Origin of the sequence: Pseudomonas palmensis, from assembly GCF_049942755.1 — a bacterium.
GTDB lineage: Bacteria > Pseudomonadota > Gammaproteobacteria > Pseudomonadales > Pseudomonadaceae > Aquipseudomonas > Aquipseudomonas palmensis.
Genome location: NZ_CP187958.1, coordinates 3,148,483 through 3,170,522 on the forward strand (window position 1 = coordinate 3,148,483; position 22,040 = coordinate 3,170,522).

Consider the following 22,040-nt stretch of genomic DNA (forward strand, 5'->3'; position numbering starts at 1 on the left):
AATCACCCTTATCTATAGGGGTATCTCAGGCAGGTTTTTCTTCATCAGGTGTGTCCATCGCTCCGGCCTGCCCATTAAAGGAAGGTAAGTTATGCGAATAGACCGTTTGACCAGCAAGCTGCAACTGGCGTTATCCGACTCCCAGTCCCTGGCGGTTGGCATGGATCACCCCGCGATCGAGCCTGCGCACCTGTTGCAGGCGCTGATCGACCAGCAGGGTGGTTCGATCAAGCCCCTGTTGATGCAGGTGGGCTTCGACGTCAACAGCCTGCGCAAGGAACTGGGCAAAGAACTCGACCAGTTGCCAAAAATCCAGAACCCTACCGGCGACGTCAACATGTCGCAGGACCTGGCACGCCTGCTCAACCAGGCCGATCGCCTGGCCCAGCAGAAGGGCGACCAGTTCATCTCCAGCGAGCTCGTGCTGCTGGCGGCCATGGACGAGAACAGCAAGCTCGGCAAGTTGCTGCTCGGCCAGGGCGTGAGCAAGAAGGCGCTTGAAAACGCCATCAGCAACCTGCGCGGCGGCGAAGCGGTGAACGACCCCAACGCCGAGGAATCGCGTCAGGCTTTGGACAAATACACCGTCGACCTGACCAAGCGTGCCGAAGACGGCAAGCTCGACCCGGTGATCGGCCGTGACGACGAGATCCGTCGCACCATCCAGGTGCTGCAACGCCGTACCAAGAACAACCCGGTGCTCATCGGTGAGCCTGGCGTGGGTAAGACTGCCATCGCCGAAGGCCTGGCCCAGCGCATCATCAATGGCGAAGTGCCCGATGGTCTGAAGGGCAAGCGCCTGCTGTCGCTGGACATGGGCGCGCTGATTGCCGGCGCCAAGTTCCGCGGCGAGTTCGAAGAGCGCCTCAAAGGCCTGCTCAACGAGCTGTCCAAGCAGGAAGGCCAGATCATCCTGTTCATCGACGAGCTGCACACCATGGTCGGCGCCGGTAAAGGCGAAGGCTCGATGGATGCCGGCAACATGCTCAAGCCTGCGCTGGCGCGCGGCGAGCTGCACTGCGTCGGTGCCACCACGCTGAACGAGTACCGCCAGTACATCGAGAAGGATGCGGCGCTGGAGCGTCGGTTCCAGAAGGTATTGGTAGAGGAGCCGAGCGAGGAAGACACCATCGCCATCCTGCGTGGCCTCAAGGAGCGTTACGAGGTGCACCACAAGGTGGCGATCACCGACGGCGCGATCATTGCCGCGGCCAAGCTCAGCCATCGCTACATCACCGATCGTCAGTTGCCCGACAAGGCCATTGACCTGATCGACGAGGCGGCCAGCCGCATCCGCATGGAGATCGACTCCAAGCCCGAGGTGCTCGACCGCCTGGAGCGTCGCCTGATTCAACTGAAGGTGGAATCCCAGGCGCTGAAGAAGGAAGACGACGAGGCGGCCCTCAAGCGCCTCGAGAAGCTGACCGAGGAGATCGTGCGGCTGGAGCGTGAGTACTCCGACCTGGAAGAGATCTGGACCTCGGAAAAAGCCGAAGTGCAGGGCTCTGCGCAGATCCAGCAAAAGATCGAGCAGTCCCGTCAGGAGCTGGAAACCGCCCGCCGCAAGGGCGACCTGAGCCGCATGGCCGAGCTGCAGTACGGGGTGATCCCGGACCTGGAGCGCAGCCTGCAGATGGTCGACCAGCATGGCAAGGCCGAAAACCAGCTGCTGCGCAACAAGGTGACCGAGGAAGAGATCGCCGAGGTGGTGTCGAAGTGGACCGGTATCCCGGTATCCAAGATGCTCGAAGGCGAGCGCGAGAAGCTGCTGAAGATGGAAAGCCTGCTGCACCAGCGCGTGATCGGCCAGGAAGAGGCCGTGGTGGCCGTGGCCAACGCGGTGCGTCGTTCGCGGGCCGGGTTGTCCGACCCTAACCGGCCAAGTGGTTCGTTCCTGTTCCTGGGCCCTACCGGTGTGGGTAAAACCGAGCTGTGCAAGGCCCTGGCCGAGTTCCTGTTCGACACCGAAGAGGCCATGGTGCGTATCGACATGTCCGAGTTCATGGAGAAACATTCCGTGGCGCGGCTGATTGGTGCACCGCCAGGCTATGTGGGTTACGAAGAGGGCGGCTACCTGACCGAAGCCGTGCGGCGCAAACCCTATGCGGTAGTGCTGCTGGACGAGGTCGAGAAGGCCCACCCGGACGTGTTCAACGTGTTGCTGCAAGTGCTTGAAGACGGTCGCCTGACCGACAGTCATGGCCGTACCGTGGACTTTCGCAACACGGTGATCGTGATGACCTCCAACCTGGGGTCGGCACAGATCCAGGAACTGGTGGGTGATCGCGAGGCGCAGCGCGCTGCGGTGATGGATGCGGTGGGTTCGCATTTCCGCCCCGAGTTCGTCAACCGTATCGACGAAGTGGTGGTGTTCGAGCCTCTGGGTCGCGACCAGATCGCCGGTATCACCCAGATCCAGCTGTCGCGTCTGCGCAGCCGTCTGGCCGAACGCGAGCTGAGCCTGGAGCTGAGCCCCGAGGCCCTCGACAAGCTGATCGCGGTCGGTTACGACCCGGTGTATGGCGCACGGCCGCTGAAACGGGCGATCCAGCGCTGGATCGAGAACCCGCTGGCGCAACTGATTCTGTCGGGTCAGTTCATGCCGGGCAGCAGCATCACCGCCAAGCTGGAGGGCGAAGAGATCGTCTTTGCCTGAGTTTTCGGCGGGTTACGCTAAGGCCTCGATTTTCGAGGCCTTTTTTCTTTGCATTTTGCTTCGAGTGCTTGTAAAGTGCGCCCCGCTGTATGTCACCCCGCAGGTTTCCGGCAGAAGTGGGAATCTGAAAAAAAGTTGCAAATCAGTGTGTTGAATGCAAATTAAGGGTTGACAAGGGTTTTGAAGATTGTAGAATAGCGCGCCTCAGAGACATGAACGCAGCGATGCACAAGGTCAAAGAGTTCGAAGCGGTAGCGATACAGTTTTCGAAATTGCAGCAAGTTGTACTTGAAATTGATAGTTCCGCGATAGCTCAGTCGGTAGAGCAAATGACTGTTAATCATTGGGTCCCAGGTTCGAGTCCTGGTCGCGGAGCCAAATTTCAAACCGGGGTATAGCGCAGTCCGGTAGCGCGCCTGCTTTGGGAGCAGGATGTCAGGAGTTCGAATCCCCTTACCCCGACCATATTTGGGTCGTTAGCTCAGTTGGTAGAGCAGTTGGCTTTTAACCAATTGGTCGTAGGTTCGAATCCTACACGACCCACCATTTTTGAATCCGGTTCGCTGGGTTTGAATCTTAAAAGGTTGGTACGCCATTAGCGTCCAGCCATTAAAAAAGGCACCTTAATCGGTGTCTTTTTTTTACCGGGGTATAGCGCAGTCCGGTAGCGCGCCTGCTTTGGGAGCAGGATGTCAGGAGTTCGAATCCCCTTACCCCGACCATCTTCAGAAAAAGGGCACCTTGCAAAAGGTGCCCTTTTTCGTTTGCGCGGGGTTTAGCGCGTGTGCAGCCAGCTGGCGGTACTGCCTATGCCCAGCACCTCCTGCAGGGGGCTGTAGTGCGCGCATCCGCGCCTCGTCGAAATACAACTCGCCCCGGGTCAACCGCACGCCAGTGGCCTGGCGCCCATCCGGCCCCGGCAGGGCGCCGGGGCGGACGGGGGTAGCCGTCAGTGCAGCTTGAGGCGGGGTTCGGTACCGCGGCCGATACGGCTGCCGAGCATCAGCATCAGCGTGCGGAAGGTGCCATACAGCGCCATCTGGTGCATGCGGTACAGCGACACATAGAACATCCGCGCCAGCCAGCCTTCGAGCATCACACTGCCGGTGAGGTTGCCCATCAGGTTGCCCACTGCCGAGAAGCGCGACAGCGAGACCAGCGAGCCGTAGTCGCGGTACGCGTAGGTGGGCAACGGCTTGCCCTCCAGGCGCGCCTTGAGCCCTTTGGCCAGCAGCGAGGCCTGCTGGTGGGCGGCCTGGGCGCGCGGCGGCACATTGCGGTCGCTGCCCGGCTGCGGGCAGGCGGCGCAGTCGCCGAACGCGAAGATGTCATCGTCCAGGGTGGTCTGCAGGGTAGGGCGCACCACCAGTTGGTTGATGCGGTTGGTTTCCAGCCCGTCGATGTCCTTGAGGAACGCCGGGGCGCGGATACCGGCCGCCCACACCTTGAGGCTGGCGTGGATCACCTCGCCGTTGGCGGTCTTGAGCGAGTCTGCGGTGACCTCGCTCACCGACGCGTTGGTCAGCACCGTCACGCCGAGTTTTTCCAGGGTTTTGTGCACCGGCACGCTGATGCGCTCGGGCAGTGCCGGCAACACCCGTGGGCCGGCCTCGATCAGGGTGATCTGCATGTCCTTGGGCTGGATGCGGTCCAGGCCATAGGCGGCCAGTTCGTGGGCGGCATGGTGCAGCTCCGCCGCCAGCTCCACGCCGGTGGCACCGGCACCCACGATCGCCACGCTGATCTTCTCGCTGGCAAGGTCGCCGGCGTGGGCGCGCAGGTAGTGGTTGAGCAACTGCTGGTGGAAGCGCTCGGCCTGCTTGCGGGTGTCGAGGAACAGGCAATGCTGCGCCGCACCCAGGGTGCCGAAGTCGTTGGTGTTGCTTCCCACCGCGATCACCAGCGTGTCATACGCCAGGGTGCGCGCCGGCAGCAGCTCGCGGCCGTCCTCGTCGAGGGTGGCGGCCAGCTGGATCTGCTTGCTCGAACGCTCCAGGCCGCTCATGCGCCCCAGCTGGAACTGGAAGTGGTTCCACTTGGCCTGGGCCACGTAGTTGAGCTCGTCTTCGGAGGAATTGAGCGAACCGGCCGCCACTTCGTGCAGCAGCGGCTTCCAGATGTGGGTCAGGTTGGCATCGACCAGGGTAATCGCGGCGGTGCCGCGCTTGCCCAGGGTCTTACCCAGGCGGGTCGCCAGTTCCAGGCCGCCGGCGCCGCCGCCGACAATCACGATACGGTGAGTCATGGGGATATCTCATAAGGTTTGCGGAATTCTGGGTTGGGTCCTGAGTGGCCGGCCGCGCAGGGCGGGCGGTTTGGGCGAGCGCAAGGCAGCTCATAGCACCAGGTGGCTCAGGAGGCGGCTCAACAGGCCAAGGCTGATCGTCACGCCCACCACCAGAGCAAGGAGCAGCCATGGCCTGAAAGGCTTGCGCTCGACTTGGTGTTGGGGGGCACGCAGGTATTCATCGACTCGTCGCTGGTCTTCGGGGTTCAGGCGGCTGGTCATGGAGGCCTCGTCAGGTAGACGCATGTGACTGTGGGAACGCTACAGTGTTCACTGTAGTCCGTCGCCAAAGGCTTACCTGGGGGATCGAAGCGCTCGTGACAGCGAATGATTGCGCTTTGTATCACCCGCGCCGCATTTATGCCATCCCGCTTTGGCAGGGGGCAGCGATCACAGGCTGATCCCCACATCGAAGACGATGCTGCGCCCCAGGTTGGCGCGCAGAAAATCCGGCGCATCGGGGTGGGCGAACAGCACCCGGGCAAAGGTAGGGCCCACCAGCGACAGCGAGCGCCAGCCCTGGCGCAGGTATTCGGTAGGCGGCGGGAAGTGGCTGTTGAGGTCGAGCACTTCGCGCTTGAGGCTGGCGAAGGCAATGATGTCCAGTTCGCCCAGGTCCAGGTTGCGTTCGCGGTAGTTGTGCGACTTCTTGCGCAGGGTGGGCGCCAGGCGCTGCAGCAGCTCCTGCGCACTGATGCGTCGCGGCCGTGCCTCGCGCCTTACCAGCTGCGCGAGGGAGAACGCGCTGCGCCGGCGCTGCAGTTCTTCGCGCCATTCGTCGTTGAGCCGGCGCCCTTCGTCGAGCACGAAGAACACCTCGAAGGCGGCATCGCGAAACAGCACGTCGGGTGGCTCCTGACCGGCGGCGGTGAAGTCCTCGCTGCGGTAGGGGATGTTCAGGCCTTGCAGCAGGCGCTGGCATACCCAACGCTCGCGCTCCCATTTGCGGGCATTGGACAGGAACGCATTGGCTTGTTCGGCCTGAATGGTTAGCAGGCGCAGGTAGTCTGAGTCATCCATGGGCACAAGCTTAGCGCCCAAATCATGACAACGCTGCATTCCAGGCCCGGTGGATGGCGGCAACAGGCCGTGGAACGGTGTGTAGAATGAGCCATCGTCGGGCGCAATGCACACAAGGGGCAGACAGCCGTGATTGGCGCACAAGTGTTATCGGAACAAAGCCTGCTGCTGGGCTGGCTGTGCTATGTGCCGCTGCTGCTGTGGGCGGTGTGGCGCGCGCCGTGGGTCGAGCTGTTCACCGACCGGCGGCGCCAGCACCTGCTGTTCGGCACCATCTTCGCGCTGTTCGCGTTGTGGCTGGTACGCCGCGACTTCGACACCGGCGTGTCGTACCACTTCATCGGCATGACCGCCGTGACCCTGCTGCTGGACTGGCCGCTGGCAATCGTCGGTGGCCTGGTGGCGCAGGTGGGGCTGGTGGCGCTGGGGCGTCAGGACCTGGCGGCGATGGGCGTCAACGGCCTGCTGCTGATTGGCCTGCCGGTGCTGGTGACGGAGGGGGTGGCCATACTGGTGGAGCGCGCACAGCCTAAAAACCTGTTCGTGTACATCTTCTGTTCGGGGTTTTTCGCCGCCGCGCTGGCGACCTTGCTGTGCCTGCTGGCCAGCCTTGGCTGGCTGTGGCTGGACGGTATCTTCGTGATGCCCGAATGGCTGTCGGACTTCATCGGCTACCTGTGGCTGATCATCTTCCCCGAGGCCTTCATCAACGGCATGGTAATCAGTGCGCTGGTGGTGTTCTGCCCCGAGTGGCTGGAAACCTTCAACCGGACCCGCTACCTGCAGGCCCCGTGGAAGGACGACGAACCGCGCGGTTAGTGTTCGCGCGGGTTGAAGTCGCCGGAGAACAGCTCGTCTTCGGCATCCGGTGCCACCGGAATCTTGTGCTCTTCAGCGGCCCATGCACCCAGGTCGATCAGCTTGCAGCGGTCGGAGCAGAATGGCCGATAGGTATTTGTGGCACTCCATTCAACAGGGGCGCCACAGGTCGGGCAGTCTACGGTCAGGGGTTGGCTCATGCTTGGCCTCCACGCAAAGTCAGGTAAAAGTGATGCAGGCGGTCGACCTCCGAATGCAGCCAGGCCAGGTCGCGGTCGTTGACGATCACGTCGTGGGCATGGCGCAGGCGCTCTTCGCGGCTGGTCTGCGCCTTGAGAATGGCCTGCACCTGTTCGGGGCTGGTCTGGTCGCGCTGCAGTGTACGCTCGATCTGCAAGGCCTGCGGCGCGTCGATCACCAGCAGGCGCTGGGTGCGCTGATACTGGCCCGACTCGATCATCAACGGTGAAACGAACACCGCATAGGGCGACTCGGCCTTGGCCAGGTAGCTGAAGATCTCCTGGCCGATCAGCGGATGCAGCAGGGCTTCCACCCAGCGGCGTTGCGCCGGGTCGCTGAAGATCAGCTGGCGCAGCGCGGCGCGGTCCAGTTGCCCGTCGCTTTGCAGCACGCCGGGGCCGAAATGCTCCACCAGGCTGGCCAGCGCCGGGCGCCCGGGCTCGACCACCCAGCGTGCGGCCTGGTCGGCATCCACCAGGTGCACGCCCAGCTCGATGAAGCGTTGCGCCGCGGCGCTCTTGCCACTGCCGATGCCACCGGTGAGGCCGAGAATCCAGGGTGTGAAGGCGGGTGTGGTCATTGCAGTCCGGCAAATTGCAGATAGGAAGTGGTCATTTGACCACCCCAGAGCAGCGCGATCCAGCCCGCAATGGCCAGATAGGGCCCAAACGGAATCGGCGTGCTAGCCTGCTGGTTGCGCAGGCGCAGCAGTACCAGGCCCAGCAGCGCGCCCACCAGCGAGGCCAGCAGCAGCGTCAGCGGCAGGATCTGCCAGCCGCCCCAGGCGCCGAGCATGGCCAGCAGCTTGAAATCGCCATAGCCCATGCCCTCCTTGCCGGTGACCAGCTTGAACAGCCAGTACACCGTCCACAGGCTCAGGTAGCCGGCCACGGCGCCCCACAGCGCCTGGTCCAGCGGCACGAACACCTCGAAGGCATTGAGTATCAGCCCCAGCCACAGCAGCGGCAGCACCAGCACATCGGGCAGCAACTGATGCTCGATATCGATCAGGCTCATTGCCAGCAGGCCCCAGCTCAACAGCATGAACGCCGCCGCGCTGGCGCTGAAGCCGAAATGCCAGGCCGCGAACAGGCCAAGCCCTGCGCAGGCCAGCTCCACCAGTGGGTAGCGCGGGCTGATCGATGCCTTGCAGGCCGAACAGCGCCCGCGCAGGCACAGGTAACTCAGCACCGGGATGTTCTCCCACGCGCGGATGCGGTGCTGGCAGTGCGGGCAGTGGGAGTGGGGCAGCATCAGGTCGAAACGTGGCTCGGCCGGGTTGGGCAGCTCCAGCACTTCGCGGGCCTCACTGCGCCATTGGCGCTCCAGCATCATCGGCAGGCGATGCACCAGCACATTGATGAAGCTGCCCACAATCAGGCCAAGCAACAGGGCGACACATTGGTAGGCCAGCGGCTGGCGGGCCAGGGTTTCGAACAGGTCCATAGTCAGATCACATCGCCCAGCTGGAAGATCGGCAGGTACATGGCGACCACCAGGCTGCCCACCACCAGCCCGAGAATCAGCACGATCATCGGCTCCAGCAGGCTGGCCAGGTTGTCGAGCCATTCGTCGACGGCCGTTTCGTGGTGGCTGGCGATCCGGTCGAGCATATCGTCGAGCGTGCCGGATGTCTCGCCAATGGCGCACATCTGTACCGCCAGGCACGGGAACAGCGGCTCGTTGCGCATCGCCGCGCTCATCGACAGGCCGTTGCCGATGGCCTGGCGCAGGCGCAGCACGGCTTGCTCGTACAGCGTATTGCCGCACGCGGCGGCCACCGGCCCCAGGGCTTCGGTGAGCGGTACGCCGGCACTGAACGACGTCGCCAGGGTGCGCGCAAAACGAGCCAGCGCCGCATGCTGCATCACCGGCCCCAGAACCGGCATGCGCAACCCCTGGCGCAACATCCACAAACGCACCGCCTGCTGTCGCTCGAAGGCGCAGCGCAGGGTAAATCCCGTGGCCAGCATTACCCCAAGCACCCACAGCAGATACTGCCCCAGCCATTCGGCCAGGTTGATGACACCCTGGGTGAAGGCTGGCAACGGCGCGCCGAAGCCTGCAAACATGGCCTGAAACTGCGGTACCACCTTGAGCAACAGCAGCGCCGCCACCCCCAACCCCACCAGCAGCACCAGCGCTGGGTAGACCATGGCCTTCTTCAGCCGGGCCCGCAGCGCCTGGCGTTTTTCCTGCAGCGTTGCCAGCTGGTCGAGCAGGCTGTCCAGGCAGCCGGTTTGCTCGCCCACGGCCACCAGGTTGCAATACAGGCTGTCGAACTGGCGCGGGTGCCTGCGCAGCGCATCGGCCAGGCCGCAGCCGGCGGCGATATCGTTTTTGAGGGTGCCCAGCAGGCGGCGCAGCGGTGGGTTGTTGATGCCTTCGGCGATCATGCCCAGCCCTTGCAGCAGCGGCACGCCGGCCTTGAACAACGTTGCCAGCTGGCGGCTGAAGCGGGTGATGTCCTTGGCGCCGAGCGAAGCGGGCAATTGCAGGGTAATACGGCGTGCCGCGTTCACCTGGGTTGGGCGAATGCCGCGACCGCGCAGCAGCGCCTTCACCAGCGCACTGTTCTGCCCGCTGCTGTGCCCGCTCACGTGGGTGCCGGAGCGGTCGATGCCTTGCCAGGCATAGGTTTTTGTCTTGTGGTTCATCGCTACCTCCATGCAGCGGTGGACAGTCACAAACCCTGTAACAGCTTCAGGGTGATAGGCTCGGGCAATCCCGCCCGGTGGCCACTAGAGTAGTCGAGCGCGGTGCTGGGTTAAGTACCCGCAGGGTGACAAAAGGTGTCTGTTCGGGCCTACTGGCGCGCTGGTCTGCGGCGGTGCCCGTGGCGGGATTTGTGAGTTTTTGCGAGGGGAGTGCCCATGAAGGGACAGCGCGGTATTACATTGATCGAGTTGATGATCGTGGTGGCGATCATCGGCATTTTGGCGACCATTGCCATGCCCATGTACACCAACCACCAGGCGCGGGCCAAGGCCACCGCGGCGCTGGCCGAGGTGTCGGCATTGAAGACCGCCTTCGAAGTGCAGATCAACCAGGGCAAGGACGTGGCCGATGTCGCCGCCCTTGGCGGCCAGCCGACCACGGCCAACTGCACCTTGAGTGCGCAGGGCGTGGCGGCGACCGGTGTGGGCACCCTTGCATGCGTGCTGGTGGATGCGCCGGCGCCGGTGGCGGGCAAGCACCTGACCTGGGCCCGTTCGGCCACGGGCTGGGCGTGCAGCACCGATATCGAGGCCGACCTGGCCCCGGCCGGGTGCACCGCGGTGCAGGCGAGTGGTGGGCAATAGCTGTTGATAAACAGTGATTTGCGAAAGCGTGGCGGCAATGGTAGCGTTGTCGCCACGCCGGTGTAGCTCAGTCGGTAGAGCAGCGCACTCGTAACGCGAAGGTCGCAGGTTCGATTCCTGTCCCCGGCACCAGTAAAATCAATAGGTTGGGCGATTTTCAGTTTCATCTGCTGTTGGCCATGACAGCAGGGTGACAGCAACTGAAGGGTTTCTTTACAGCCTAACCTACCGTCCCCACCCTCCTAAGGGGAAGGTTGGCAGTTCGAACCTGCCCTGGGACGCCACATATTTCAAGGCTTGTAGCTTGTGTGTCGTCCTGGTCTTCTACCGTTGTGGGTGCAAGGCGGGTGCACAAATAATAGGTTACCGCTTTATTTTTCCTCGATTGGGAGCTCCAGGCCGATTGCTGCGAGGGCCGGGCGAAAATTTCGACTTCGTTCCTTTGCGCGCCTCTGCGGTGCCGGGGAATGCCTCCACCATGCGATTGGTCGCTTCTGTGAGAATTTCTGCGCACCAATCGAGCATCCTCGCGATGTAGGCTTTGTCCGTATCGTTTTCTAACCCAGTTCCCCTTCCGTTGGGCTCCATCCGGAAGAAGGATATGGGTAGGGCGTGAGCGTATTGAGAGAGCAGATCCCACATGGCGTAGAAGTGCTTTTTCTCCCACCCGGCGCTTTCAAGCATCTCATCTCGACTAGGAATCATCAGGTTGTCGCCTGATAAGCATCTTTTCTTTACTTGCCCCGCCAGTCCTGCAAACCATGGATTGCTTGTCAGCCTCTCCCGTAGCTCATCGGCTTGCGCTTCAAGGCCCTTCACATCAGCCCCAGCATTCCCCATCATTTTGATTCGGCGAGTGCAATCGTTGAGGAACATGACGTTGATTTTCGTAGACCACTCCTCGGTACTGCCGGGCTTCTCCACTAGGTAAAGGAACAGCAGGTACCCCTCTAAAATCGCGCGGCTGTGGCCTGCCATACCACCAAAGTCCCAGTGCTCGAAGTCAGCGCGCACCCATCTAGACCTTGGAACGCTGCAAATGATTGAAACTGCGTGGTTACAGATCCGTAAGAATACGTAGGTTGAATGCCCAATGTGCGCCTCCGCCATCTGGACGCCGATGGCCTGGCTCACAGCCATTGCCTCGCACGTTGCCTTGTCGAAATCAGCTAATGCTTGGTTGTAATCTGCATTCAGCTGCCGCTTCTCTTCCGCGGTCAGTTGGACTTCCATGGTTACGCGCCTTTCGTAGAGTGGGGATCTTCTGATAGGTCTTTGATGCGAAGAACTGTTGTGGTCGAGCAGTCGGCGTGCCTGGCCGTGGCCCGAATGCCCAGGCCGGCGCTGAGCAGCTCCTTGACCCGCTTGTGCAACTCCGCATCCACCGGTCGGCCCTGGTACTTGCCCGCTGCCTTGGCCTTCTGGATACCCTGGGCCTGGCGCTCGCGGCGCTGCTCGTAGTCCTTCCTGGCGATCGCGGCCATCATCTCCACCAGCATCGAATTGATCGCAGCCAGCATCCGGCCGGTGAACTCGTCGCCTTGCGTGTCGCGCATACCCTGGTGGCTGGTGGGCAGATCAAGCGCGACAATTCGCAGGCCCTTGGCATCAATCGCACCCTTGAGTTTGGCCCAGTCGTCGGCAGGTAGGCGGGATAGGCGGTCAATGGATTCGACCAGTAGCACGTCACCCTTGCGGGCATCCTTGAGAAGGCGCAGCAGCTCCGGCCGATCTGCGGCAGCACCGCTGGCGTTCTCCAGGTACTCACAGGCGATGACCTTGTTGTGATCGCAGGCGAACTTCTCCAGGGAGGCCCGGGCGCGGCCGGCGTCTTGCTCGTCGGTGGATGCTCGGAGGTAGGCGCGGATGAACATAGTGCAACCTGTATCAGTTAGGGTGTTGTCCTAACACTGTTGCATTTTGGGTGGTACTTATCAAGCGGAAAGGCTGATAAAGGCTCAAATTGCGCGTATCAGCCTAGGCATACCTATGTGTATCACCCTTCATCAGAGTCAGACCTTCAGTCTACGTTAGCTTTAAGGCTGAGAAGCTCCTAGCTGAAGTACTCCTGTGAGGAAGCCAAATTTACTCGTCGCGCTAGTATGGTGATATGGTGCACAATTTTGGCAGTTCGTTAAAACTTTGAATCTGGGAGAGCACATGGATATTGATGTACTGGGAACCGCTGTCGACCTGCGCACGCAAACGCCGGTTGTCTATGTACAATGTGGGGTCACGGACTACCTTGAGTTGGTAGGGGATGATTTCTCGAAGTTTTCGATACAGCGCCGTAAGGAGAAGTTTGCGGCATATACCAGGCTGAGAGCCGACATCATCACTGGCACTCTTCTCCCAACGATTACTCTGGCCGTTCCAATTGAAACTTCAATTAATGTAAAAAAAGCGGTGGAGCTTAAAGACTCACTCGCGATTAAAGACGCCATTCTCCAAGCGAGACCGTTAAATATACTTGATGGGCTGCAACGCACATTCATTCTTAAAGAAATTCTGACCAGTGGTCATGTGTTTCCTGAAGAGCAGAAGATCCACCTAGAGATTAGAGTTGAACCTGACCTGGATCATTTGATTTATAGGATAATTGTTCTGAATGCTGGTCAGAAAGCAATGTCCATGCGTCATCAGATTGAAATTCTATCTTTAACATTGAAGAACGCTTTGACAGCCGCTATCCCTCGTCTAGAGCTGGTTCCAGAAGTGGATGGGGGGAGGAGAACTCGTGCGCGACGGTTTCTGCTTGACAAAGTAGCAGGGGGCTATCATGCCTATCTTATCAAGTCTCCTGAAGTAGATAAGCAAAACGTAGTGGCACAACGTTTGAGTGAAGAAACGGTGCTCCAGCAAGAAGTTGAACAATTTGGCCTCCAGTTCAACGAGTTTGTCGAGTTCTTCCAATTGTATTGTGAGCTTGATGACGCTCTCGAACCCTTCCAAACTGCTGGCGAGACTCCGTCGGGGACGAATTGGCTTGGGAACGAAAACACCATTAATGGTTTTTTTGCTGCGGTGGCAGATTTCGGCTCTACTACCGATAGACAAACGCGAATCCGCAACGCAGTACTTGCTCAAATTGAGCGAGTAAAAATGGACCGAAATGAGGATTCGCTGGGACTTGAAAACTTCCAGAAAATAGTCACAGGTTTTCCTTCTAGAAAAACTAATATTGGATATGCAACCAGGAAGCTCATATTCGTTTGCTTCAAAGAATTCTTCCGGGATGAGGGCGCTACTCCGTTGAAGGATATTTGGGAACGAGAGGCTGAATAATGAATTTTGAAGAATGGGGGCGATTTGAATCAAGTGAACTGGGGGTCGATGAAACTTTTACAATTGCAGACTTCAATGGTGATTGCTCAGTAAATGGTTTTGTGGCGCTACCTGTATACGACTACTCGCCCAGGTACCACGAAAATGAGATATATGAGATAAAGATGCAGACTCAAGCAACTGCGCGTATATATCTCTTAACCTGTAAAGGATATGCTTTTGATTTTAATATCGCGTCAGAATTTTTTGCATGTGCTTTTCTGAAAGATGTCTGCGAGGAAGATCTAGAAGGTCCGAAGAGCTCTGATTATATATTCAAGTCTAGTTATATTGTTATCGAGTCTGCGTTCTTGATTGAGTATAATGAAGCATACTCCGCATCAAGCTCAATATGGGGCGGTTTTTCAGGGGGGAGTGGGAGCCATGTGGCGCATAAAATTCCTACGACTCAGACTATTTTAGCGTTACCTAATATGGTATTGCCAACGACATCTCATAGTGATGTAGTTATTCGGGCGAACAAGGATTTTTCGGTTCTTGGTAGATATCTCGCGCTGTATCAGCTTATAGAGCTAAGTTTTGATTATGATCTTGTGGAAGATATAAAAAGTCTCGGCCAGGATCTGAAAAATATTGGAAAGGTTCTGGCGACATATAATCACACTGAAACTGTTAGGCTGAATCGGCTGGTCTCAAAGTACTGGAAAGATGAAAGCAGCTTGCTGGCAGCTTTAGGTAGGTTTTTTTCAACGTCTCCTTACGATGCCGAGATTGAAGATCTTCTCTTCGGCTATGAGAAGGATGGGTTCCCCTGGGGCTTGAAAACAGATGCTGTGAAGCGAGCGGCATTTTTAGCGCAAGCAAGGGTATCGGTAGATAAGGCGTCTTTGAGCAGCGTCAAGTGTGGATGTACTGTAGAGGATCTACAAAAGGCGGTGACGTATATTATCTATAGGTTTCGGTGTGCCATCGCTCATGCTTCAATTGGTGAGTACATTATTACATTGGATGATGAAAAATTTGTGCACGAAAAGGCTGAGCCTTTGCTCATGAGCTTTATTTCCGAAATGTACAAGGTTTGATATTGGCGCCGAGTGTCCCGTCAGAAATGGCTCAGCAAATTCCATATGCCGAGCCGTTGGGGCGAATTAAAGTGCGTCTGAGGAGGAGTCTAATGTGACGCAGTTCAAATAACCCGTGTATCGGCGGCTGTCGTATTCGGCTGCATAGATGGGCTGAGTATTATTTAGCCTGTTTTGGCACATCAATGAAGCATGCTCTCCATAAAACGTTGCTATGTCTTGCGCTTCGCACTCGGCACTACCCTGTTTTTTGAATCGGCCACTTCTTTCATCAAGCGGGCAGGTTTCTAGGAACATGATTGTTTGAGGTGCATCCGAAATATATAGCTGGCGTCCCTCGTTTTTTGGGTCGTCATTATCCAGGCATCGAAAAAGAGCGTCTCTCTCTTTATCTTGTGCGGTGCGTGCTGTCATTAGCACGTTCGATAATGCCGAGCACATGCTGCTAGCGTAATTCCTGTTATTGAACTCAGCGACCTTGTACTCTTCGTAGTCGCATCCAGAGCCGGCTGCGCAGGCTAGCGAGAGAATTAAAGTAAACATATAAATCCTTTTAACAGTGGGTCAATAAGTTAGTTGTGTAATGTACTTAGCGTTCGTACTTCACGAGATCTTACTCACCACCATTCTGGGCGATCCATTCAAGCGCGTCCGCACGCTCTTGCGTCATGCTAAGCTCACAACCGGCCCCATTAAGAGAGTCCATTGTGCCGCCCGAAAGATTATAGTAGATACTGCAGTCAGCATCCCTGAATTTGATCCAAATCCGTTGAGCTTCCCGTAGTCTGTTCTTGCTCTCGTCTGATAAAACGCCCATCGCGTTCTTGTAAGCAAGATTTAATCTCGCATCTTGTAGTGATAGTTCGGCGCTGGAACATTCGACCATGTCATATGTTACGCCACCAGCTTTGTCCATGCAGTTGCTGTACGCTGGTGAATAATTGTCCTTGGCAAGTGCGCTGGTAGACAGGCCGCAGAGGATTGCGGCTATTGGGAAAATAGTTGATCGCATAATTGGTTCTCTATAAATAAAGGTGCATTACTTACGCTATGCGTTTTCAAATTCAATAGAGGATCTGGACTTGCTTGCGTCCTCGATAGCAGAAATGCACTCGTCGCGCTTTTGCTTTTTAGAGAACTCCATGCCTCGCGATCCAAACTTGCCGTGAATGTAGAGTTTTTTTCCAGCTTGACGGGTAATGCGTCTAACTTGGCTCAAGGGGACCTCTTCCATTGTCCCAAGCTCGGTAACAAACTTAAGGTTGAAATAGTCGGAGATAGAGTAGTTAGCCATATCTTTAGGAAGAAGCACTCTATCATTTTGCGGGTCCACCAGAACTCCAAAGTATGTCGAAGCTACCGATTGAGCAATTTTAAAGAAGGTAAATAGTGCAAAAACAATAATTACGCAGCCTATCGCCACCGAAGCAACTGTCTTTCCGCTGGCAAAAATCGCGTAAAGCCAATAAAAGATGACGACGGCGGCAATTGACGTGCCGCATGGCCGGGTCAAATTGCCTATGTCGAATACTCTTTGGCTGTACTCGTTCTCGGGATATTTAGACTTCAGTCTTGAGTAGTGGATTACTGATACAATCAGTAGCGGTAGTAAGGCTATGAAGCCGAACAAAAGCCCCATGAATTTAGACTGTTCTTGTTGCTGTTTTGCGGTGGCCAACGAATTATCTCCTTATGGTGATGGCTAATCGCTATACATCCTGTTTCCAAAGAAATTTAAAGCTTGTGTTTTCGGTTGCCAGTCGGATCTCGTGCTTACGGAGCCTCGCTTTCTCTCTGCCACGCCAGAACGGGTAGAGCTGGGCGATGTCACGATTAGTGTGTTCACGATTAGAGCACATCCCCACATCATTTGGGAATGCCATCATCCCTCAATCATCAGTTTGGTCTGCGCGTTCGCGAGCTCCGGCTAGCGTCCGGCATGACCCAAGAAGCCTTTGCAGATAGGTGCGGTTTCGCACGGACGTACATGTCTCGGATCGAAACCGGCGGTGCAAACCCTAGCTTGGTCGCGATCAAGATTCTCGCCGATGCCCTGGATAAAGAGTTGTCAGAACTCTTCGCAGGTCTCTGAAACCTCCTCAGTTTTAATCTCTCTCATGGAACCCGAGCACAGCGTCCAGCTAGTCAGGATATGGGGACGGCTTAAAATGTAAACTGTAAATAATGACTATCGTTCTGATGGATGATAGTCATGTTTAAGTTATGTCCGATATGCGAAGTGGAGATAGAAAAGGATTCAAAGCAGTGGTGTAATAAAACTTACTGCAGTCAGAAGTGTCGGAAGGTTTCTCATAGAAAAAAAGTATCCAAAAGTAAAAGGGCACTGCAACGCAGGGCCAACATGCGCCAAAATGATGAGGTTATGTATCTTGTGCGCGCATGTCAAAGAGCGGGGACTGTTCAGATTCTGAGCGGCCACACTTTGGAATCTTTCTTAGAAGTTATGAGCTTGGTGCGCAATCGACCTAAAGGAGAGGTAAATTTATGTCATATCGCCCCAGTGAAAGGCAAGAGTAGTATTGGTCTGTTTCATTGCCAAAACTTGTTTTACGGCGGGGCTTACCAAAATAAAAAGTTTGGCAGAAGATATCTCGGTGGGGGGTTGTCCATTAGCTATAAAAATTTGAGATCGAAGTGGCTCGTTGAAGAAGGTACCCCTGCAAACGATATTCTACTGCTGATCGAAGAGTTTTTAGGTGGCATCATTCCTCGATACCTTGAAATAGCGCCTGTTCGTAAATCAAAAAAGTACCAGCTTGTTGAAAGGATCGTAGAGCTAAATCCTGGCGTGAGCAGGGACGGGCTCATGAAGCTAAGCTATAATGCACTAGCTACAGAGTTAGGCGATCTTTGCCACGTGCCCGCTAACTTGCTCTCTGCCAGTTCCGAGTCAAAGTACATAGCTTATATGGATGGCTTGAGTCGTTTTATAGAGTATGGTGGCAAGCGTAAAGCGATGCTTTGCAAGCTCAGAAAAGCCATGGTGATTTCTTATATGGCTCTGGAGCGCGTAAAATATAGCGGAACTGTCAATAAGTACTTTTACGTAAAGTACGAGCCGCTTATTGACTTTAAATATGCCTTTGCGGTAATGAAGGATCCTCGTGAGTGGTCTGTCTTCAAGGATTTCATTTACGATTCAGTATTTTTCGTATTGCAGGGTGGAGAGCTAGATTTTGGGGTTTTCCGTAAACGGATGATGTCTTATCTCAGGTTTCCTAAAAGCCTCGAAGAATTGTTGAGCCGCAACTATTCTTGATCGTTTGGAAAGGGCTGTAATTCTGACCCTCTCAACTTTCTTCGTTTCAGAAAGCGTCAATGGCGACCATAAATACAAGCTGATTCACCATTGACGACTGTTAATTCAATGCAGCTAATCACCAGAATCATTGGCTTTCAAGGCTACCAGTTCAATCCTGTGGGCTCCCAAACGACGGAGAACCTCTAGGTCTACTAGGAGGATCGTACTTGGTAGGTCCAACATGCCTAGCACGTTACCAGTTTTACCCATCACTCGCACGCTCATCGGTTGTTCTCCTGGGCTTGGCGTTTCACGAATGCTTCCAGCGTTTTCACCCGTATTAGCCTCCGCTTCCCGAGCTTGAACGTTTCAAGCTCCCCGCGAGCAATCATTGCGTAAAGCATTGACCTGGCCACACCTATCAAACGTGCTGCCTCATCGACTCCAACAGAGATCGGTTTCAAAGGGGTACTGCTCTCCATCCTGCGCCTCCGCGTTATGGCTGGCGCAACGGATGCTGCGTCAGTGGAGCCACCATAAATGTGGTGCCACATTGGTGTCAACACGTTTGTGTTGTGTGTCCGGTTGTGTTGTGGCAACCTTGTGGAAATCCTTGGAGGTCTGGGGCAGATTCATGGCGATTAGAAAGAAAGCAGAAACCATTCATCTACGCGTTAGCGCAACCTCCAAGGCCTGCCTTGAAGGTTTGGCAAACGCGATGGGGAAGACGTCAACGCGGGTGCTTGAGGATCTGATAGCTGAAGCTGCTCAGAGCTGCGTGGCAGATGCTGACGGTGCTGTCGACGAACGCTTTTCTGGCAAGGATTGGACGTTGCTGAAGGCCTTGAAACTGGCTCAAATACCTGATGAGCCAATTCTCAAGAAGCTGAGGACGTATTTTTTGGCAGACAGAGCATTGAGCCAAAAAGATAGGTTTCTTGTCGAAGCCATCTTGTGGTCTCCAGATTCATTCTCTGGTGACACAGATATTTTTCTCGAATCTGAGGGGGTTATCAAAAAGCCCGACGAGTGTAGGGTTTTCAAGGTTGACTTGAATGCTATCAAGAATTTGATGCCATCACTAGAGGACTATGCGGAGTTCCGACTCAAGAACAAGCTTGTATCCCCCTCGTATAGAGAATATATGATGATGTTGGAGAAAAACTAAAAAGCTAGGTGATAGATCTTCTAGATTAGTTCTATAGCTGCTGCTTTGGTGTCTGGAGATAGGTGAGCGTAGCGCAGAGTCATCTTCAGGTCTGCGTGTCCAAGCAGGTCTCTAATCGTATTCAGCGCTACGCTCTGCATTGCTAACTTAGATGCAAATGTGTGGCGCAAGTCGTGCCAGCGGAAGGAATTGATTTCTGCCGCTTTCAGTACGCTATCCCAGGACTTTTTGACATTGTCCATGATGCCGCCGGTCCGGCTTGGGAAAATTATAGAATGACCGCTAGATTGCTCTTTCCAGGCTTTTAAAGATTTTAAGGCTTCTTCATGTAAAGGGATATGTCGGGTCTGGTCGGACTTCGTACCATCTCCGGCAACCGTTAGAGTCTTTTGCTGGAAGTCGACATCAGTCCAAGTCAAGTTGAATAACTCCCCTCGACGGACTCCTGTTTTGAGGCTGATGATCACCATTGGTTTCAGATGATCGGCGAATTCCCTAGTCCTCAAGTCAGGTAGTTCCTCCTGCCTACGCTCTAAGCGCCACTTGTTTGCACTATCGCGCTCCGCCCTAATTCGCTCCTCTCGGTCGTCTAGGGCTTGGCGCAGGCGTTTTTCCTCTTCCGCTGATAGGAATCGAACCCGTCCACGGGTGTCGAGCCTCATTGGTTTGAGTTTGGCCATGGGATGTTGCTCTATGATGCCCCACTCGACAGCTTTGGATAGTGCACCACGGAGCGCCGCCAATTTCCGATTAGCAGTTGCGTCCTTGAGGCCTGCCGTCAACCACTTAACCCGCATACCTTCCAGCTCTCGCTGAGTGATTTCTGTAAGGGCTTTCTCCATGAGAGCAACGAAGCTGTACTCTATGACGTGGCGGGTCTTTTTATGGGCCTTGTGGTGTGTTTCTAGCCAGGGGTAATAGGTTTCTTCAAGGTAGGTCTTTAGAGTGTGTGCTGAGCGACGTTTGTTCAGGGCGGCGATCAGGGGGGCACCATGAGCGTGGGCTTCCGCGAGCCAGCGGGCTGCTTCGGTCCTTGCTTGATCGAGGGTCATCATCCCCACTCGGCCCAGAGTGGCGGCTTGGTTTCGACCCCAGCTGACCATGTAGCTTGCGTGGCCACTGGGCAGCACGCGGATCGACAGGCCAGGCTGGGCGGTGTCGTGGATTCGAAATTGTTTCTCCTGCGGCTGGATGCTTGCGAGGATTTTGGCTGTGATCTTAGTTTTCATGGTTGGCATCTGTGACAGCAGGGTGACAGCAAAAGCGACTATACGGGGCTGTCTCGCTGGACTCAACCAGACATTGAGGCCCCGTGTTTATTGGGGCGAGCCGAAGCTCAATGAGCTCTAGAACGCACTCGTAACGCGAAGGTCGCAGGTTCGATTCCTGTCTCCGGCACCATCCAGCTGTTCCGATACGTCTCCTCCTGTATACGGAACCCCCTGAAAAGCCCGCCAAGTGCGGGCTTTCTTGTTTCTGCCTGTCTCGTTCGGTCTCTAGGCATATACCAGTTTTAGGTATACGTTAGGGTATACGCCGGTTCGACGAGAAAACGTATACCTATGGCACGCACCGTTACGCCCCTTTCAGACCCCAAATGCGAAGCTGCCAAGCCGCGGGAGAAGGACTACACCCTGTTCGACGGCCAGGGCCTGTTCCTGCTGGTCAAGAAAAGCGGCAGCAAGATCTGGCGCATGAAGTTCAAGCGGCCGGATGGCAGGGAAGGGCTAGCCACCTTCGGCAACTATCCAGCCTTGACCCTAAAGGCTGCGCGGGAGCGGCGTGCCGAAGCGCTGGAGCTGCTGGCGCACGGCAAAGACCCGATCGAGAACGCCAGGCAAGGAAAGATCGAGGCGGCGAATGCCAGGGCCAACACCTTTAGCGTGCTGGCCAAGGATTGGCACGAGGCATGTTCGAAGAAATGGTCTCCAGGCCATGCCGCGACGGTTTGGCGGCGGATCGAAACTTACCTGCTCCCGGCCCTGGGCCAGCGCCCGGTGGCCGGACTGAAGACCCGCGACCTGCTGGCGCCGCTCAAGGCCGTGGAGAAGCGCGAAGTTCTGGATACTGCCAGCCGACTACGGCAGTACATGACCGGCATCATGCGTATGGCTGTCCAGCATGGGCACATCGACACCAACCCGGCAATGGACCTACAGGGAGCAACCGCTACGCGCAAGACTGTCCACAGGCCTGCACTGGCGCTGGATCGTCTGCCTGAGCTGCTGCAGAGAATCGACCGCGATACCGGCCGGCGGCTGACCAGGTTGGCCACCCAGCTCACCCTGCTGGTGTTCATTCGATCCAGTGAGCTGCGATTCGCTCGTTGGCCAGAGATCGACACCGGCCGCTCCATGTGGGAGATCCCCGGCGAGCGCCAGCAGATCGAGGGCGTGAAGAACTCACATCGCGGCTCCAAGATGAGCACGCCCCACCTGGTGCCGCTGAGTCGACAGTCCCTGGCTACGCTTGAGCAGGTGCGCCAGCTCACCGGGCGCTTCGACCTGGTGTTCGCCGGCGATAGCAACCACTGGAAGCCCATGAGCGAGAACACGGTGAACAAGGCGTTGCGACGTATGGGCTACGACACCAAAACCGAAGTGTGTGGCCACGGGTTTAGGGCCATGGCTTGTTCCGCGCTGGTCGAATCGGGACTGTGGAGCAAGGACGCGGTGGAGCGCCAGATGAGCCATCAAGAGCGCAACAGCGTGCGAGCGGCCTACATCCACAAGGCCGAGTACATTGAGGAGCGTCGGCTGATGGTCCAATGGTGGGCTGACTACCTAGATGCAAACCGCGAACGGCACATCACGCCTTACGATTTTGCCCATCGCTTTGAAGGGGCTGGGATGGTTGTCCGAGGTAATTTCGGTAGCCGTACTTAATGCACTTTCATTCCCACCAGATACAGAGGTAGAC

22 protein-coding genes and 5 tRNA genes are annotated in these 22,040 nt (G+C 56.6%); 14 read left to right on the forward strand and 13 right to left on the reverse strand.

What is annotated here, in order from left to right; genetic code table 11:
- Positions 1–91: 91 nt before the first annotated feature.
- The 5 genes from clpB (at position 92) to ACPRTJ_RS14505 (ending at position 3,378) form a co-directional block, all read left to right on the forward strand.
- Positions 92–2,656 (forward strand): ATP-dependent chaperone ClpB, encoded by a 2,565-nt coding sequence (gene clpB, locus ACPRTJ_RS14485; protein ID WP_043860320.1) that lies wholly within the window; start codon positions 92–94, stop codon positions 2,654–2,656.
- Between the two features lie 302 nt (positions 2,657–2,958).
- A tRNA-Asn gene (locus ACPRTJ_RS14490) sits at positions 2,959–3,034 on the forward strand.
- Positions 3,035–3,044: 10 nt separating this feature from the next.
- A tRNA-Pro gene (locus tag ACPRTJ_RS14495) sits at positions 3,045–3,121 on the forward strand.
- Positions 3,122–3,126: 5 nt separating this feature from the next.
- Positions 3,127–3,202, forward strand: a tRNA-Lys gene (locus ACPRTJ_RS14500).
- Positions 3,203–3,301: 99 nt separating this feature from the next.
- A tRNA-Pro gene (locus ACPRTJ_RS14505) sits at positions 3,302–3,378 on the forward strand.
- 227 nt (positions 3,379–3,605) lie between these two features.
- On the opposite strand, the gene ACPRTJ_RS14510 is transcribed toward ACPRTJ_RS14505, so the two are convergent.
- From ACPRTJ_RS14510 to ACPRTJ_RS14520, 3 genes are all read right to left on the reverse strand, one after another.
- Positions 3,606–4,901, reverse strand: a complete 1,296-nt coding sequence (locus tag ACPRTJ_RS14510) for an NAD(P)/FAD-dependent oxidoreductase (protein WP_236176793.1) — start codon at positions 4,899–4,901, stop codon at positions 3,606–3,608.
- 90 nt (positions 4,902–4,991) lie between these two features.
- Positions 4,992–5,165: a DUF3094 family protein gene (locus tag ACPRTJ_RS14515; protein WP_043860322.1), complete on the reverse strand. Its 174-nt coding sequence runs from the start codon at positions 5,163–5,165 to the stop codon at positions 4,992–4,994.
- A 168-nt stretch (positions 5,166–5,333) separates the two neighbouring features.
- Entirely contained in the window at positions 5,334–5,963 is a 630-nt protein-coding gene (locus ACPRTJ_RS14520) for a DUF1780 domain-containing protein (protein WP_043860323.1), read from the reverse strand.
- A gap of 129 nt (positions 5,964–6,092) precedes the next feature.
- Between ACPRTJ_RS14520 and ACPRTJ_RS14525 the strand changes: the two genes are divergently transcribed.
- Complete coding sequence (locus ACPRTJ_RS14525; RefSeq protein WP_043860324.1) at positions 6,093–6,782, forward strand: energy-coupling factor ABC transporter permease; 690 nt, start codon at positions 6,093–6,095, stop codon at positions 6,780–6,782.
- On the opposite strand, the gene yacG is transcribed toward ACPRTJ_RS14525, so the two are convergent.
- The 4 genes from yacG to ACPRTJ_RS14545 are packed head-to-tail and all read right to left on the reverse strand — an operon-like array spanning position 6,779 to position 9,679.
- The gene (yacG, locus tag ACPRTJ_RS14530; protein ID WP_043860325.1) at positions 6,779–6,982 is read right to left on the reverse strand and encodes a DNA gyrase inhibitor YacG; all 204 of its coding nucleotides are present in this window, start codon (positions 6,980–6,982) and stop codon (positions 6,779–6,781) included. The genes ACPRTJ_RS14525 and yacG overlap by 4 nt on opposite strands.
- Complete coding sequence (gene coaE / locus ACPRTJ_RS14535) at positions 6,979–7,602, reverse strand: dephospho-CoA kinase (RefSeq protein WP_078479476.1); 624 nt, start codon at positions 7,600–7,602, stop codon at positions 6,979–6,981. The genes yacG and coaE overlap by 4 nt, the downstream gene beginning before the upstream one ends.
- Positions 7,599–8,468: a prepilin peptidase gene (locus tag ACPRTJ_RS14540; RefSeq protein ID WP_210015269.1), complete on the reverse strand. Its 870-nt coding sequence runs from the start codon at positions 8,466–8,468 to the stop codon at positions 7,599–7,601. The genes coaE and ACPRTJ_RS14540 overlap by 4 nt, the downstream gene beginning before the upstream one ends.
- Positions 8,469–8,470: 2 nt before the next feature.
- Positions 8,471–9,679, reverse strand: coding sequence for a type II secretion system F family protein (locus ACPRTJ_RS14545; RefSeq protein ID WP_426427048.1), 1,209 nt, complete (start codon positions 9,677–9,679; stop codon positions 8,471–8,473).
- Positions 9,680–9,895: 216 nt separating this feature from the next.
- Here ACPRTJ_RS14545 and ACPRTJ_RS14550 point away from each other — a divergent pair, with 216 nt between their 5' ends.
- Together ACPRTJ_RS14550 and ACPRTJ_RS14555 are read left to right on the forward strand one after the other, a co-directional pair.
- Complete coding sequence (locus tag ACPRTJ_RS14550; RefSeq protein ID WP_043860329.1) at positions 9,896–10,324, forward strand: pilin; 429 nt, start codon at positions 9,896–9,898, stop codon at positions 10,322–10,324.
- Positions 10,325–10,380: 56 nt separating this feature from the next.
- A tRNA-Thr gene (locus tag ACPRTJ_RS14555) sits at positions 10,381–10,456 on the forward strand.
- A gap of 231 nt (positions 10,457–10,687) precedes the next feature.
- Here ACPRTJ_RS14555 and ACPRTJ_RS14560 read toward each other — a convergent pair.
- Positions 10,688–11,557 carry a hypothetical protein gene (locus tag ACPRTJ_RS14560; protein WP_323157658.1) on the reverse strand — a complete coding sequence of 290 codons (870 nt, stop codon included), beginning with the start codon at positions 11,555–11,557 and terminating at the stop codon, positions 10,688–10,690.
- Between the two features lie 2 nt (positions 11,558–11,559).
- On the reverse strand, positions 11,560–12,198 hold the full coding sequence (locus tag ACPRTJ_RS14565; protein ID WP_323157657.1) for a recombinase family protein: 639 nt from the start codon (positions 12,196–12,198) through the stop codon (positions 11,560–11,562).
- A 286-nt stretch (positions 12,199–12,484) separates the two neighbouring features.
- Between ACPRTJ_RS14565 and ACPRTJ_RS14570 the strand changes: the two genes are divergently transcribed.
- A complete protein-coding gene (locus tag ACPRTJ_RS14570) occupies positions 12,485–13,609 on the forward strand; it encodes a hypothetical protein (RefSeq protein WP_323157656.1) in 1,125 nt (374 codons plus the stop codon).
- On the forward strand, positions 13,609–14,691 hold the full coding sequence (locus ACPRTJ_RS14575; protein ID WP_323157655.1) for a hypothetical protein: 1,083 nt from the start codon (positions 13,609–13,611) through the stop codon (positions 14,689–14,691). Before ACPRTJ_RS14570 ends, ACPRTJ_RS14575 begins: the two co-directional genes overlap by 1 nt.
- Positions 14,692–15,304: 613 nt before the next feature.
- Here ACPRTJ_RS14575 and ACPRTJ_RS14580 read toward each other — a convergent pair.
- The gene (locus ACPRTJ_RS14580; protein WP_426427049.1) at positions 15,305–15,703 is read right to left on the reverse strand and encodes a lysozyme inhibitor LprI family protein; all 399 of its coding nucleotides are present in this window, start codon (positions 15,701–15,703) and stop codon (positions 15,305–15,307) included.
- 36 nt (positions 15,704–15,739) lie between these two features.
- Positions 15,740–16,369, reverse strand: a complete 630-nt coding sequence (locus tag ACPRTJ_RS14585) for a hypothetical protein (protein ID WP_426427050.1) — start codon at positions 16,367–16,369, stop codon at positions 15,740–15,742.
- Positions 16,370–16,630: 261 nt separating this feature from the next.
- Between ACPRTJ_RS14585 and ACPRTJ_RS14590 the strand changes: the two genes are divergently transcribed.
- Both ACPRTJ_RS14590 and ACPRTJ_RS14595 read left to right on the forward strand, forming a co-directional pair.
- Entirely contained in the window at positions 16,631–16,783 is a 153-nt protein-coding gene (locus ACPRTJ_RS14590; protein ID WP_426427051.1) for a helix-turn-helix domain-containing protein, read from the forward strand.
- A gap of 270 nt (positions 16,784–17,053) precedes the next feature.
- Complete coding sequence (locus ACPRTJ_RS14595; RefSeq protein ID WP_323157651.1) at positions 17,054–17,971, forward strand: hypothetical protein; 918 nt, start codon at positions 17,054–17,056, stop codon at positions 17,969–17,971.
- 263 nt (positions 17,972–18,234) lie between these two features.
- Here ACPRTJ_RS14595 and ACPRTJ_RS14600 read toward each other — a convergent pair whose 3' ends face one another.
- Positions 18,235–18,507 (reverse strand): helix-turn-helix domain-containing protein, encoded by a 273-nt coding sequence (locus ACPRTJ_RS14600; protein WP_426427052.1) that lies wholly within the window; start codon positions 18,505–18,507, stop codon positions 18,235–18,237.
- An 80-nt stretch (positions 18,508–18,587) separates the two neighbouring features.
- Between ACPRTJ_RS14600 and ACPRTJ_RS14605 the strand changes: the two genes are divergently transcribed.
- Positions 18,588–19,121, forward strand: a complete 534-nt coding sequence (locus tag ACPRTJ_RS14605; RefSeq protein WP_323157649.1) for a hypothetical protein — start codon at positions 18,588–18,590, stop codon at positions 19,119–19,121.
- A 20-nt stretch (positions 19,122–19,141) separates the two neighbouring features.
- Here the strand turns inward: ACPRTJ_RS14605 and ACPRTJ_RS14610 are convergent, their stop codons facing one another.
- Positions 19,142–20,350 carry a site-specific integrase gene (locus ACPRTJ_RS14610; RefSeq protein WP_323157648.1) on the reverse strand — a complete coding sequence of 403 codons (1,209 nt, stop codon included), beginning with the start codon at positions 20,348–20,350 and terminating at the stop codon, positions 19,142–19,144.
- Between the two features lie 333 nt (positions 20,351–20,683).
- Between ACPRTJ_RS14610 and ACPRTJ_RS14615 the strand changes: the two genes are divergently transcribed.
- Entirely contained in the window at positions 20,684–22,006 is a 1,323-nt protein-coding gene (locus ACPRTJ_RS14615) for a tyrosine-type recombinase/integrase (RefSeq protein ID WP_426427053.1), read from the forward strand.
- Positions 22,007–22,040: the final 34 nt, after the last annotated feature.